The organism is Streptacidiphilus sp. P02-A3a, from assembly GCF_014084105.1.
In the GTDB taxonomy this organism is placed as follows: domain Bacteria; phylum Actinomycetota; class Actinomycetes; order Streptomycetales; family Streptomycetaceae; genus Streptacidiphilus.
This window is the reverse complement of record NZ_CP048289.1, coordinates 2,061,948-2,074,278: the sequence shown is the minus strand read 5'-3', so window position 1 is coordinate 2,074,278 and position 12,331 is coordinate 2,061,948. Positions and strand designations below refer to the sequence as shown.

The 12,331-nt window shown below is 74.3% G+C and carries 15 protein-coding genes; 5 read left to right on the top strand and 10 right to left on the bottom strand.

The window, feature by feature from the left end; genetic code table 11:
* The first annotated feature begins 10 nt into the window (after nucleotides 1–10).
* Nucleotides 11–523 carry a DUF3291 domain-containing protein gene (locus tag GXP74_RS09360; RefSeq protein ID WP_182450981.1) on the top strand — a complete coding sequence of 171 codons (513 nt, stop codon included), beginning with the start codon at nucleotides 11–13 and terminating at the stop codon, nucleotides 521–523.
* Here the strand turns inward: GXP74_RS09360 and GXP74_RS09355 are convergent.
* The 6 genes from GXP74_RS09355 to GXP74_RS09330 form a co-directional block, all read right to left on the bottom strand.
* Nucleotides 520–1,188 carry a hypothetical protein gene (locus tag GXP74_RS09355; RefSeq protein ID WP_182450980.1) on the bottom strand — a complete coding sequence of 223 codons (669 nt, stop codon included), beginning with the start codon at nucleotides 1,186–1,188 and terminating at the stop codon, nucleotides 520–522. The two genes, GXP74_RS09360 and GXP74_RS09355, sit on opposite strands and share 4 nt — an antisense overlap.
* Nucleotides 1,185–2,558, bottom strand: coding sequence for a DUF58 domain-containing protein (locus GXP74_RS09350; RefSeq protein ID WP_182450978.1), 1,374 nt, complete (start codon nucleotides 2,556–2,558; stop codon nucleotides 1,185–1,187). Before GXP74_RS09350 ends, GXP74_RS09355 begins: the two co-directional genes overlap by 4 nt.
* Nucleotides 2,555–3,550 carry a MoxR family ATPase gene (locus GXP74_RS09345; RefSeq protein ID WP_182450976.1) on the bottom strand — a complete coding sequence of 332 codons (996 nt, stop codon included), beginning with the start codon at nucleotides 3,548–3,550 and terminating at the stop codon, nucleotides 2,555–2,557. Before GXP74_RS09345 ends, GXP74_RS09350 begins: the two co-directional genes overlap by 4 nt.
* A 70-nt stretch (nucleotides 3,551–3,620) precedes the next feature.
* The gene (locus tag GXP74_RS09340) at nucleotides 3,621–4,160 is read right to left on the bottom strand and encodes a hypothetical protein (protein ID WP_182450974.1); all 540 of its coding nucleotides are present in this window, start codon (nucleotides 4,158–4,160) and stop codon (nucleotides 3,621–3,623) included.
* On the bottom strand, nucleotides 4,157–5,242 hold the full coding sequence (locus GXP74_RS09335; RefSeq protein ID WP_182450973.1) for a DUF4129 domain-containing protein: 1,086 nt from the start codon (nucleotides 5,240–5,242) through the stop codon (nucleotides 4,157–4,159). Before GXP74_RS09335 ends, GXP74_RS09340 begins: the two co-directional genes overlap by 4 nt.
* A gap of 138 nt (nucleotides 5,243–5,380) precedes the next feature.
* Complete coding sequence (locus tag GXP74_RS09330; RefSeq protein WP_182450971.1) at nucleotides 5,381–5,581, bottom strand: hypothetical protein; 201 nt, start codon at nucleotides 5,579–5,581, stop codon at nucleotides 5,381–5,383.
* Nucleotides 5,582–5,754: 173 nt separating this feature from the next.
* Here GXP74_RS09330 and map point away from each other — a divergent pair, with 173 nt between their 5' ends.
* Nucleotides 5,755–6,603 (top strand): type I methionyl aminopeptidase, encoded by an 849-nt coding sequence (gene map, locus GXP74_RS09325; RefSeq protein WP_370468405.1) that lies wholly within the window; start codon nucleotides 5,755–5,757, stop codon nucleotides 6,601–6,603.
* Nucleotides 6,604–6,628: 25 nt separating this feature from the next.
* Here map and GXP74_RS09320 read toward each other — a convergent pair whose 3' ends face one another.
* Together GXP74_RS09320 and GXP74_RS09315 are read right to left on the bottom strand one after the other, a co-directional pair.
* A complete protein-coding gene (locus GXP74_RS09320; protein WP_225447812.1) occupies nucleotides 6,629–6,832 on the bottom strand; it encodes a type II toxin-antitoxin system HicA family toxin in 204 nt (67 codons plus the stop codon).
* A 104-nt stretch (nucleotides 6,833–6,936) separates the two neighbouring features.
* Nucleotides 6,937–7,650, bottom strand: a complete 714-nt coding sequence (locus GXP74_RS09315; protein WP_182450967.1) for a bifunctional DNA primase/polymerase — start codon at nucleotides 7,648–7,650, stop codon at nucleotides 6,937–6,939.
* A gap of 114 nt (nucleotides 7,651–7,764) precedes the next feature.
* On the opposite strand from GXP74_RS09315, the gene GXP74_RS09310 reads away from it, so the two are divergent.
* Nucleotides 7,765–7,977 carry a hypothetical protein gene (locus GXP74_RS09310; RefSeq protein ID WP_182450965.1) on the top strand — a complete coding sequence of 71 codons (213 nt, stop codon included), beginning with the start codon at nucleotides 7,765–7,767 and terminating at the stop codon, nucleotides 7,975–7,977.
* Between the two features lie 8 nt (nucleotides 7,978–7,985).
* Here GXP74_RS09310 and GXP74_RS09305 read toward each other — a convergent pair whose 3' ends face one another.
* Together GXP74_RS09305 and GXP74_RS09300 are read right to left on the bottom strand one after the other, a co-directional pair.
* Nucleotides 7,986–8,561 (bottom strand): hypothetical protein, encoded by a 576-nt coding sequence (locus tag GXP74_RS09305; RefSeq protein WP_225447811.1) that lies wholly within the window; start codon nucleotides 8,559–8,561, stop codon nucleotides 7,986–7,988.
* Nucleotides 8,562–8,707: 146 nt separating this feature from the next.
* Nucleotides 8,708–9,493 carry a TetR/AcrR family transcriptional regulator gene (locus GXP74_RS09300; protein ID WP_370468404.1) on the bottom strand — a complete coding sequence of 262 codons (786 nt, stop codon included), beginning with the start codon at nucleotides 9,491–9,493 and terminating at the stop codon, nucleotides 8,708–8,710.
* A 195-nt stretch (nucleotides 9,494–9,688) separates the two neighbouring features.
* Here GXP74_RS09300 and GXP74_RS09295 point away from each other — a divergent pair, with 195 nt between their 5' ends.
* Together GXP74_RS09295 and GXP74_RS09290 are read left to right on the top strand one after the other, a co-directional pair.
* Nucleotides 9,689–11,107 carry an aldehyde dehydrogenase family protein gene (locus GXP74_RS09295; protein ID WP_225447810.1) on the top strand — a complete coding sequence of 473 codons (1,419 nt, stop codon included), beginning with the start codon at nucleotides 9,689–9,691 and terminating at the stop codon, nucleotides 11,105–11,107.
* Between the two features lie 70 nt (nucleotides 11,108–11,177).
* Complete coding sequence (locus tag GXP74_RS09290) at nucleotides 11,178–12,257, top strand: Zn-dependent alcohol dehydrogenase (protein WP_182450964.1); 1,080 nt, start codon at nucleotides 11,178–11,180, stop codon at nucleotides 12,255–12,257.
* The last annotated feature ends 74 nt before the right edge of the window (nucleotides 12,258–12,331 follow it).

Below are 12,331 nucleotides of genomic sequence, written 5' to 3'. Positions count from 1 at the left end.
TGGGTGGATCATGACTGACTCCCCTGCCTTCGAACCTTTCTTCGAATCCGTCTTCGAACTCGCCCAGGTCAACATCGGCAGACTGCTCGCCCCGCTGGACAGCGAGCGACTGGCCGGCTTCGTCTCAGCGTTGGACTCGGTCAACGCGGCGGCCGAGGCCGCCGACGGGTACCGCTGGCGGTTGCAGGACGACGAGGGGAACGCCACCGAGATCAAGGTCTTCGACGACGACTGGCTGATCATCAACATGTCGGTCTGGCGGGACCCGGAGTCGCTGTCGGCGTACATCTACGGCCCGATGCACCGCGCGGTGCTGAGCCGCCGCCGCGAGTGGTTCGCCAGGCCGGTCGAGGCGATGACCGCGCTCTGGTGGGTACCGGCCGGGGTCCGGCCGAGCGTGGCCGACGCCGAACAGCGGCTGCGGTCGCTGCGCGCGCACGGGCCCACCGCCGACGCCTTCACCCTGCGCGAGACCTTCCCCGCACCGGTCCGGACGCCCGTTCCGGCCCCGGCGGCGTCCTAGCGGCCGCCGGTCGGCCGGGGGCCCCGGTGGCGCAGCCGTAGGGCGGCCAGGACCCCGGCGCCCGAGCCGGCGATGGCCAGGGCCGCGATCAGCCGGGCCCAGGCGCCGGTCGCGTCGACCGGGAGCAGCGCCGCCGCCAGCACCACGCCGCTGCCCGCGTACAGCGACAGCAGCGCCAGCGGACGCCGGAGCAGCGCGGCGGCGGGCGGCCCGCCGACGAAGGCGTCCAGCAGCAGCAGGTAGCTGAGCAGCAGCACCGTGTCACAGACGGCGAGCCAGCCGGGCGGTGGGAACAGCGCCGCGAACAGCACGCAGCCCGCGGTGAACAGGCTGTTGCGGTACCGGACGATCCGCCGCCGCCAGCGGCCGTCGCCGAGGACCGGGCGGGCCGCCACCGGACCGGCCCCGGCCAGCGCGCCGAGGACGGCGACCAGCGGGAGCAGCAGCCGGGCCGGAGGGCCGGAGAACCATCCGGCCGGGTCGGTCACCGCCAGTGCGAGCGGCACGCCGAGCAGCCGCAGCCCCCACTCCCGCGGGTCGGTCTCGGGTACCGCCCAGACCGCGGCGTCCGGCGCGGCGGGCCCGTCGGGCGCGGGCGGCGGCGGGGGGACGGCCGGGACGTCCTGGACGTCGGGCGCGGGCGGCGGCGGGGGCAGGGTGGTCATCCGACCCTTCCTTGGATGCGGGTGCGGAGCAGCGGGGCGAGGCTGAGGTCGAGCGTCCCGCCCTCCCACGGGACCACCGGGATGCCCTTCTCGACCAGGCTGTAGCGCAGCGCCTCGCGGTCCAACCGCCAAAGCCGCAGGGCCAGTTGCTCGACATCGTCGTCGCGGTCCACGCGCGGGTCGCCGATCGGGATCTCGACCACGACCACCGGGTTGCCGCGCTCGGCGAGGCCGCTGAGGACGTCCATCATCCGCGGGTCCGCCAGCGGCGTGACCGCGTACACCAGGGCGCTGTTGGGGATCGCCGGCGGGGGCAGCCGGTTCAGGTCGGGGGTGTGGAAGGCCAGGTCGCGGCGGACGTCCAGGACGGTCTGCACCAGCCGGTAGAAGTAGGCGTCGCTGGTTCCCGGTTGCAGCCAGTTGAGTTTGCCGCCGACGGAGACCACGCCGACCCGGTCGTGGCTGCGCAGGTAGGTGCGGATCAGTCCGGTGGCGACCCGCAGCGACTCGTCCAGGCTGGAGAGCCGGGTGACCGGGTCGGCGACGTCCGCGAAGGCGTCGAGCACGACCACGGCGTCGGCGGTGCGCTCGGCGGCGAACTGGTTGAGCTGGATGCTGCCGCGCCGGGTGGTCGCCGCCCAGTGGATGCGGCGCTGCCGCTCGCCCCAGACGTGCGGGCGCACGCCGACCACCTCGATGCCCTCGCCGGTCTGCCGGGCGGTGTGCTCGCCGAGGCGGTCCGGCAGCCGGACCGGGATCGGGGTGAACGTGCCGTCGGCGGGCTGCGGGAACACCTCGATCTCGCCGAGCTCGGCCCGGACGGTACGCCGGACCAGGCCGCCGGTATCGTACAGGTCGAGGTCGACGGTGCCGAGCGACCAGCGGCCCCAGCGGCGGGCCAGGAAACCGAGGGTGACCACGGGCCCGGCCACGGACACCGACACCAGCTCGGTGCCCGGTCCCGGGGTGACCCCGGGGTCGATCCAGCCGACCACGCCGTCGAAGGCGGCGGTGACGGTGGCGGTCACCGGCTCGCCCTCGAAGCAGCGGCGGGCCGGGACGTCGGCGACGGCCTCGGCCAGCTCCGGCTTGGCCTCGCCGGACGCCGACAGCACCAGCAGGCCCAGCGGACCGGCGGCGAGCGCCAGCAGCCAGGGCCGTCCGGTGACCACCGCCAGGAACGCGGCCAGCGCGACCAGCGTCGACAGCCGCAGCATCCGCGGTCCCGGCCGCCAGCCCTCCGGGCGCCGTTCCGGGGCCTCGGTGTCGCTGTGGGCGCCGGCGGCGGCGCCCAGCGCGCGGCGTACCTCGGGCGGCAGCGGCGGCTCCGCCGGGGCGGCGCGGCGGGCCGCGCCGACGGTCCGGCTCATGCGGTGCGCGGGGTGGTGCGGGGCGTCGGGACGGTGTCGACCAGGGTGGCCACCACGTCGTCCGCGCTGATCCGGCGCACCCACAACTCGGGCCGCAGGCTTATCCGGTGGGCAAGCGCGGGGACCGCGACGGCCTTGACGTCCTCCGGGGTGACGTAGTCGCGTCCGGCCATCACCGCGCGGGCGCGGGCCAGTTGGACCAGCGCGAGACCGCCGCGCGGGGAGGCCCCCACCTGGATCTGGGCGTGCTTCCTGGTCGCGTCGACCAGCGCGACGATGTAGTCGACCAGGTCGTCGTCCATCTCCACCCGCTCCAGGGCGGCCCGCATCGCCAGCACCTCGGCCGGGTCGGTGTGGGCCTTGAGCACCACCTCCGGCACCGACCGGTCCAGCCGTCGGCGCAGCATCGCGGCCTCGTCGGCGACCGGCAGGTAGCCCATCCGCACCCGCAGCAGGAAGCGGTCCAGCTGCGCCTCGGGGAGGGTGTAGGTGCCCTCGTACTCGATCGGGTTGTCGGTGGCGATGACCACGAACGGCGACGGCAGGGCCCGGGTCACCCCGTCGACGCTGACCTGTGCCTCGGCCATCGCCTCCAGCAGCGCCGCCTGCGTCTTCGGCGGGGTGCGGTTGATCTCGTCGGCGAGCAGCAGGTTGGTGAAGACCGGACCGGGCCGGAACACCATCTCGCCGCTGCGCTGGTCGTAGATGGGCGCGCCGGAGACGTCCGAGGGCAGCAGGTCCGGGGTGAACTGGATGCGGCTGAAGTCCAGTCCGAGCACGGTCGCGAAGGAGCGCGCCAGCAGGGTCTTGCCGAGCCCGGGCAGGTCCTCGATCAGGACGTGGCCGCCCGCGAGGATGCCGAGCATGACCAGTTCCAGGGCGGCGCGCTTGCCGACGACCGCGTGCTCGACCTCGTCGAGGACGGCGTGGGCGCGCTCGCCCGCCTGCTGGGGCGTCAGGACGGTGGCGTCCTGCTGGCTCACGGTGGACACGGTGCTCCTTGGCGGCTGCGGGGGTGCTTCTTCGGGGGCGGGTTCGGGCGGGGGCGGTTCGGCGGGGGCTTCAGAGCTGTTCCAGGCGGTCGACCAGGGCGGTGATCACGCCCTCGGGGACCGCCTGGCGCAGGGCGGGGTCGGGCTCGCGGGAGAACTCCGGGGTGAGTCGGCGGCGGGCGGGGTCGATCCAGGGCCAGAGCTCCGGCCCGACGATCGCGGCGGCGCGGGCGGGCTCGGCGTGCAGCGAGACACCGTGCCGCTCGGCCAGGCGTACCGCGTACAGCCGCTGGAGCAGCGGGCGCAGGTGCAACTCGTAGCCGGAGAGCGACTCCTGGGCGTCCTGGATCGCCGCGTCCCAGTAGCGCAGCGTCGGTTCGCGGCTGCCGACCAGCCGGATCCGGCGCCGGTAGTCGCCGTCCACCGCGTCGGCGCCGTCGACGTAGCGGGCGGCGAGCAGCGCGGCGACCGCGAGCACGGCCGCGCCGGTGGCGACCGCGGGCAGGCCGCCGACGAGCGCGAGCAGCACCTCGGCGCCGATGGCGGCGAGGGCGAGCACGGCCAGGGCCTCCGGCACGACCGGCAGGCGCGGGGCGCGGCGGGCGCTCACCGGGTCACCGTCTGCCGCTCGGCCGGGTGCCGGGGCTTCCGGTCCGGCGCGGCGGGGTCGTCCTCGCCCAGCGCCCAGGCGTCGGCCTCGGCCTCGGCGCGGGCCCGGTGCGCCAGCAGCGTCGCGCTGATCTCGTCCAGCGCGGCGCGGGCCCGGTGCAGGTGCTCCGGGCCCATCGGGTGGCTGGAGTAGCGGGCCTCACGGAACAGGTCGGCGAGGGCGTCCGGGGCCGGGCCGTCGAGCAGTCCGGCGGCGGCGGCCCGGCCGAGCAGGTCCGCCGGGCTGTCGGACAGGTGGCGGCCGAGGCCGTTGGCCGCGAGCGAGGCCTCCATCGCGGCGTAGCAGGCGATGACGGCGGCGCGGCTGTCGTCCCCCCGCAGGGCCAGGCGTCCGGCGTTGACCGCCTCGGCCAGCCGCACCTCGTCCGCCTCGGCGGCGGGCGGCGCGGCGACGATGCCGGGGGTGCGGCGCCAGGTGGGGAGGTAGCGCACGAGGTAGTAGATGATCAGGCCCAGGACCGCCAGGATGATCAGGACCACCAGCAGGATCAGGTAGGGCCGCAGGTCGAACGGGTGGCCGGAGTTCTTCGCGGCCACCGGGTGCGGCTGGGCCGGTGTGCTCGGCTGGGACGTCGGCGGCGTGGTGTCGGGCGGCCGGGGCGGGGCCTGGGTATGGACCGGCTGGCCGCTGCCGATCACGATCAGCCAGACCGTGGTGGCGGCGGCGATGGCGAACACGCCGAACACGGTGAGTCTGGTGAAGCGCTCCTCGCGCGCCGATATGCCTGGGCGCTCCTCCTGCCGGACCCGGTACTTGACCGCGAGCATGCTGCCGCCGACGGCGGTGCCGAGCGCGAGCAGCAGCCAGTACCCGGTCAGCGGGCCGGTACCGGCCTGCGGGACGCCGCCGGTGGCGTGCAGGCAGAGCGCGGCGAGCGCGAGTCCGACCGCCGAGGCGAGTCCGAGCAGAGGGCCCAGCGGCCGGGGCGGGGCGGGCGTCCTGGGGCTGCGCGAGACCGCCGGGTCGGCCCGCCGGTCGCCTGCCTGGTCCGCCACGCCCTGCGCCCCCGTGCCTGTCCCCATGACTGCTCGGGCACGATCTGTGCACGAGTCAATCCGCAGAACCACCCTTGCACGGGTGGCGGCCCGCCGCCAAGGGGATGCCCGCATTGTCCGCCTGCGTCCGTTTCGGCGACGGCGGGGGGCGCTGCGGGGGGCGGGCTACTTCCAGCGCGGGTCGTTGTCCCAGGCCTCGTTGCGCTCGCGGGAGATCTCCAGCGCGCGGGCGGCTTCGGCCTCCGTCGGGTAGGGGCCGAGGCGGTTGCGGGCCGGACAGACCATGCCCTGCTCGACCTTCTTGTGCTTGAGGCAGTAGAACCAGCCCTCGCTGTCGCCGCCGGCGTCCTTGCCACTGTCGGTCATCGGGTACTCCCACCTGTCTGCTGTCACGTGTCCGCTGTCACTACGGTCGCGGCTGTCGCTGCACTCAGGATGCTGCCCCGCGCGAGCCGTCGCACGCCTGGGCGGAGATCGGGGGCGGGTCCTGCGGATCTTGCCGGGTCCACGGCGCCGGGGCACGCCCTAGACTGGCCGCCATGGCTCCCTTGGTCCCCGGCACCCTGTCGCCCACCCGCAGCGTCCCCGCCCGCATCGCGCGCCCCGAGTACGTCGGCCGCAAGGCGCCGCAGCCGTACACCGGGCCCGAGGTGCAGACCCCGGAGACCATCGAGAAGATGCGGATCGCCGGGCGGATCGCCGCCCGGACGATGGACGCCGCCGCCGCCGCGATCGTCCCCGGGGTGACCACGGACGAGCTGGACCGGATCGCCCACGAGTACATGTGCGACCACGGCGCCTACCCCTCGGACCTGGGCTACCGGGGCTTCCCCAAGTCCATCTGCACCTCGGTCAACGAGGTGATCTGCCACGGCATCCCGGACTCGACGGTGCTCGCCGACGGCGACATCGTGAACCTGGACGTGACCGCGTTCATCCACGGCGTGCACGGCGACCTGAACGCCACCTACCTCGTCGGCGAGGTGGACGAGGAGTCCGAGCTGCTGGTGGAGCGCACCCGCGAGGCCACCCGGCGCGGGATCGCGGCGGTGCGGCCGGGACGGCAGATCAACGTCATCGGCCGGGTGATCGAGTCCTACGCGAAGCGGTTCGGCTACGGCGTGGTCCGGGACTTCACCGGCCACGGCATCAACACGTCGTTCCACTCGGGCCTGATCGTGCCCCACTACGACAGCCCGCACGCCACCACGGTGATCCGCACCGGCATGACCTTCACCATCGAGCCGATGCTGACCCTCGGCACCTACCAGCACGACACCTGGCCGGACGGCTGGACGATCGTCACCAAGGACCGCAAGCGCACCGCCCAGTTCGAACACACCCTCGTCGTCACCGACACCGGCGCCGAGATCCTCACCCTCCCCTGACCCGGGCCACGGGAACCGCGAAGGCCTACTTCAGGTGCGGTTCCAGCTGCTCGACGCTCCATTCGACCTGTCGCGGGACAGATCGCAGCGTGCCCGGCGCGAGGGCGCGGTGCATGGGGACGATAACGGTACGCCCCTCCGGGTGGCGGTACTTGGCGTGGCTGCCGCGCATGGAGACCTGCCCGAATCCGGCGCGTAGCACCGCCTTGGCGATCTCTGCCCCGGACACGCCGTGACCTCGACCTGGAGGCAGCGGGCGACATGCCACGACAGGGCGCCGCGACATTCATCCTTGCGAGTGGCGTTCGCCGTACCCGCTGGACAGAGTGCTGGTCAGCCGATGAACCAGTGTTCGGGGGCGGCGACGGCGCCGACCGCGGTGCAGGCGTCGGCGAGGAGGTCGAGCACGCGGAGGGGGTCGGGGAGGGGGTGGTCCGGCGGGCGGACCCAGGTGACCTGGGAACCGTCGGTGAGGCGGGACGGGGGCACCAGCACGTAGCTGCCGCGGGTGTGCCAGCGGATGCCGGGGTGCTCGGCCAGGTCCTCCGGGTGGGTGTCCAGCTCGGAGGTCCACCATTCGTCCTCGTCCAGGGTGGACCGGGTGGTGGTGAAGAAGAGGAAACGATCCTCCCCCACGGCGGCGACCGGCCCGGGCGCGACGCCGAGCTCGGCCATCCGCTCCAGCGCGAACCGCCCGGCCTCGGCCGGGACGTCCAGCACGTCGTGCGCGCGGCCGGTCGCGGTGACGGCGTTGGCCTGCGGGTCCACCGCGAGCCAGCGGGCGACCTGCTCGGCGTCGACGGTGGCCATCGACTGCCAGGCGAAGGAGAGCGGATGCTGGGCCGGGGCCGGACAGCCGACCCGGTCGCAGGAACACCGGTACTCGACCGCGTGCGCGGCGGGCACCACCGGGAACCCGGCCCGGGTCACCGCCAGCAGCTCGGCCAGCCGCGAGGCGTGCTGATCCGCGTCGGCAGCGGCGTCCGCCCCGGTATCGGCGCCGGACCATCTGCGCCACCAGTTGCTCAGCCTGCCCGCGGATTCCATCGAGCCCCTCTCGCCTCTGTACGCACCCCAGGGTTACCGGAGTGTGTACTGAGCAGGATACGGGTGTGCGGGGGGTGCGGTGAGCACGGGTCGCGGAAGTGCGAAACTGACCGCATGCGACAGGCCAGGATCGAGTTCGTCGGAGGACCGCTCGACGGGCGGTCACTGCCGGTGGCGGTGAACCTCGCCGAGCGGGTCCCGGCGGAGTACCTGGCGGAACTGCCCGCGCGGGCGGGCGCGCCGCGCCGGGTCGCGGTCTACCGGTCCGAGTCGCTGCACGGCCCGGACGGGCGGCGGCGCTGGCGCTACGTGTTCGTCGACGGCTGACGCGGCGCTCAGCTGCTCACCATCTGGGTGAGCTGCCCGGCCGAGGGCACCTGGTCGGTGACGTTGAGCCCGTTGCTCGCCCCGGCCGACTTGATGCCGTTCACCGTGTTCTGGACCTGGTTGAAGTCCGCGTCGGTGGCGGTGCCGCCCTTGATCTTGCTGGGCAGGCCCTTGATGCCGGCCACGGCGGACCCCAGCGCGTCGGTGGCCTTGGACAGCGTCGGGTCGCCCTTGGCGTCGGTCAGCGCGGCCGACAGCCGGTTGTAGGTGAAGGCCCCGGCCAGGCCGCCCTTGATCAGCGCGGCGGTCCTGCCCTTGGCGCCGCTCTTGAACGTCCCCGCCTTGAACGGCTTGTACAGCCACTGGTAGGCGGCGCCCGCCGCGAGGCTGGCGTTCAGCACGAACTTGGTCTTGGCGAGCTTGACCCGCTCCGCGCTGGTCGTCGGCGCGGCGCCGGTCGCGGCGGCGCCCACGGCGTTGGTGGCGCTGCTGGACTTGCTGGAGCTGGAGCAGGCGGGCAGTACCAGCATGGAGACGGCGAGCGTCCCGGCGGCGACTGAGTTGCGGAGCGTCGTGGTCGACACGTGGGTCCTCCGGATTTCTACGGACAGTGACCTCACGCTCACACGGCCACCGGGGCACGGCGAGTCGCTGTCCTCCGAACGAGTGGCACGAGTGGCAGCTCACCGCGACGCGACGCCCGCGCCCGGCGCACCCCGGCGGGGCCGCGCTAGGACGCTGCGGGCCCGGCGGGGTCGGCGGCGTAGCGGGCGCCGTGGAGGCGGGGTTCGAGGCCTATCCAGATCACGGACATCAGCCGCCTGGCGGTCTCCTCCGGGGGTTCCGGGCCGGTGTCCAGCACCCACCCGGCGAGCGCGTCCGCCGCGCCGACGATGGCCTGGGCGACGGCGGCGGCCTCGCCCCGGTCCGGGCGCGGCGGCCGGTCCGCCGGTTCGCCCTCGCGCGGGGCCGGGACGGAGGCCCGCGCCGCGCGGCGGACCAGCGCGGTGACCGCGTTCACCACCTGGCGGCGGCAGGCCGCGACCTCCTCCACGATCGGCTCGCCCTGGGCCCGGGCCTGCTGGTAGAGCACGATCCAGCTCTCCCGGTGCTCGGCGACGAACGCGAAGAACGCGGTGAGCCCGCGCCGCAGTTGCTCCCCGGTCTCCAGCCCCGGCTCGGCGGCCTGGGCGACGGCGGCGATCAGCCGCTCGGCCTCGCGCCGGATGCAGGCGGCGAACAGCGCCTCCTTGGAGCCCAGGTAGAGGTACAGCATGGGCTTGGAGACGTCCGACTCCTCGGCGATCTCGTCCATGGACGCCGCGTGGTAGCCGCGGCGGGAGAAGACCCGCACCGCGGCGTCCAGCATCTGCTGCTCGCGCTGGGCCCGGGGCATCCGCTTGACCTTGGGGCCCTGGCCCTGGCCGGGGCCCTGACCTTGGCCGGGGCCGGGGCCGGGGCCGGGGCTTGGCGCGGCGCCGTCGTCGGGGGCGGCGGGGCGTACGTCCGATCGCATTGGCTGAGTCTATGGCGTCGTGGGCACCGGCCATCGCGTTGTGCGGGCGCGGATCCGCGCCACCGGGCAGGCTGTGAGACGGGGAACTGCCCGGCGCACTTGCGGTGGGCGGACCCGGCGACATTAACTAGCATCGCTAGTTAATCCCGGCCGACCGGTGACCCGGCAGCGCGGCCGCGACGGAAGGACCACCTGGTGCAGCAGCACGGAGATCAGTACATCGGCGGCGCGTGGCGCGACTCCCTCGGCAGCGAGTCCATCGCGGTGCTGAACCCGGCGACCGAGGAGGTCCTGGCGTCCGTCCCGGCCGGTACCGCCGAGGACGTCGACACCGCCGTGGCCGCCGCCCGCGCCGCCGCCCGGGCCTGGGGCGCGACCGCGCCCGAGGAGCGGCTGGCGTACCTGACCCGGCTGCGGGACGGCCTGGCCGCCCGGCAGTCGGAGATCGCCGGGACCGTGGTCGCCGAGCTGGGCGCGCCGATCGGCTTCGCCACCGCCGTACAGGCCGGGCTGCCGCTCGCGGTCGCCCAGTCCTACCTGGACATCCTGGCCGGGTACGCGTTCACCGAGCAGGTCGGCAACTCGATCGTCTACGCCGAGCCGGCCGGGGTGGTCGCGGCGATCACCCCGTGGAACTACCCGCTGCACCAGATCGTCGCGAAGGTCGTGCCCGCGCTGGCGGCCGGGTGCACGGTGGTGCTCAAGCCCGCCGAGGACACCCCGCTGGTGGCCCGGCTGTTCGCCGCGATCGTGCACGAGGCGGGCCTCCCGGCGGGGGTGTTCAACCTGGTCACCGGCGTCGGCGCGGTGGCCGGCGCGGCACTGGCCGGGCACCCGGGGGTGGATCTGGTGTCCTTCACCGGCTCGACCGCCGTCGGCCGGCTGATCGCCGAGACGGCGGGCGGCGGCGTCAAGCGGGTCGCGCTGGAGCTCGGCGGCAAGTCCGCCAACGTCGTGCTGCCGGGCGCGGACCTGACCCGGGCGGTCAGCGTCAACGTCGGCAACGTGATGTCCAACTCCGGTCAGACGTGCAGTGCCTGGACCCGGCTGCTGGTCCCGGCCGACCAGTACCAGGAGGCCGTGGCGATCGCCGTCAAGGCCGCCGCCAAGTACGTCCCGGGCGACCCGGCCGCCGCCGAGACCCGGCTCGGTCCGGTCGTCAGCGCCAAGCAGCGGGCGCGGGTGCGCGGCTACATCGAGACCGCCGTCCGCGAGGGCGCGCGGGTCGCGACCGGCGGCGCGGAGCCCCCCGAGGGCCTGGACCGGGGCTTCTACGTGCGGCCGACGATCCTGGCCGACGTCACCCCGGAGATGACCGTCGCCCAGGAGGAGATCTTCGGCCCGGTGCTGTCGATCCTCGCCTACCGGGACGAGGAGCACGCCCTGGAGATCGCCAACGGCACCGACTACGGCCTGGCGGGCGGGGTCTGGGCGGCCGACAACGAGACGGCGGTGGCCTTCGCCCGGCGGATGGACACCGGCCAGGTCGACATCAACGGCGGACGCTTCAACCCGATCGCGCCCTTCGGCGGCTACAAGGGCTCCGGCGTCGGCCGCGAGCTCGGACGGCACGGCCTGGAGGAGTTCCTCCAGCCCAAGTCGCTCCAGTTCTGACCAAGTCGCTCCAGTTCTGATCCCGCAGTCCCACTCACCCTCCCAACTCCAGACGCAGATGAGGTACGCGATGGTCCGCGCCGCCCTGCTCCCCGCCGTGGGCGCAGCACTTGAGATCACCGAGATCGTCCTGCCCGAGCCGGGGCCCGGCAAGGTGCGGGTGAAGCTGGCCGCCGCGGGCGTCTGCCACTCCGACCTGTCGCTGTCCACCGGCGTGCTGCGGCCGACCACCCCGACCGTGCTCGGGCACGAGGGCGCGGGCACCGTGCTCGCGGTCGGCGAGGGCGTCGACACGGTCCGTCCGGGCGACCGGGTGGTGCTCAACTGGGCTCCCGCCTGCGGGCACTGCCACCTGTGTGCGATCGGTGAGCCGTGGCTGTGCGAGAACCAGTACGCCGCCTCGGTGCAGACCTACGCCGCGCTCCCGGACGGCACCGGGCTGTACCCGGGGCTGGGCGCCGCCGCCTTCGCCGAGGAGACGGTGGTCAACGCGAACGCGGTGGTGCCGCTGCCGGACGGGGTGCCGCTGACCTCGGCGGCGCTGCTCGGCTGCGCCGTGCTCACCGGCTACGGCGCGGTGCACAACGCGGCCCGGGTGCGCGCGGGCGAGTCGGTGGTGGTCTTCGGGGTCGGCGGGATCGGGCTCGCGGTGCTCCAGGCCGCCCGGATCGCCGGGGCGTCGCCGATCGTCGCGGTGGACGTCACCCCGGAGAAGGAGGAGCTGGCCCGGCGGCACGGCGCGACCGAGTTCCTGGTCGCCGACGAGCAGACGCCGAAGGCGGTGCGCAAGCTGACCGGCGGCAACGGCGCGGACCACGCCTTCGAGTGCGTGGGGCGGAGCAGCACGATCCGGGCGGCCTGGTCCTCGACCCGGCGCGGGGGCCGGACCACGGTGGTCGGCATCGGCGCCAAGGACGACCTGGTGTCGTTCTCGGCGCTGGAGGTGTTCCACTACGCCCGGACGCTCAGCGGCTGCTGCTACGGCAACAGCGACCCGGCCCGGGACGTCCCGGTGCTGGCCGAGCACGTCCGCGCCGGGCGGCTGGACCTGGAGGCGCTGATCACCGACCGGATCACGCTGGACGAGATCCCGGCGGCGTTCGAGCGGATGGCCGCCGGGAAGGGCGGACGCTCGCTGGTGGTCTTCTAGCGGTCTTCCAGCCACGGCTGGGCGTTGGGTTTCTGTTAAGGTGATTTGTTCGCCCGCATCAGCCCAGGACCGAG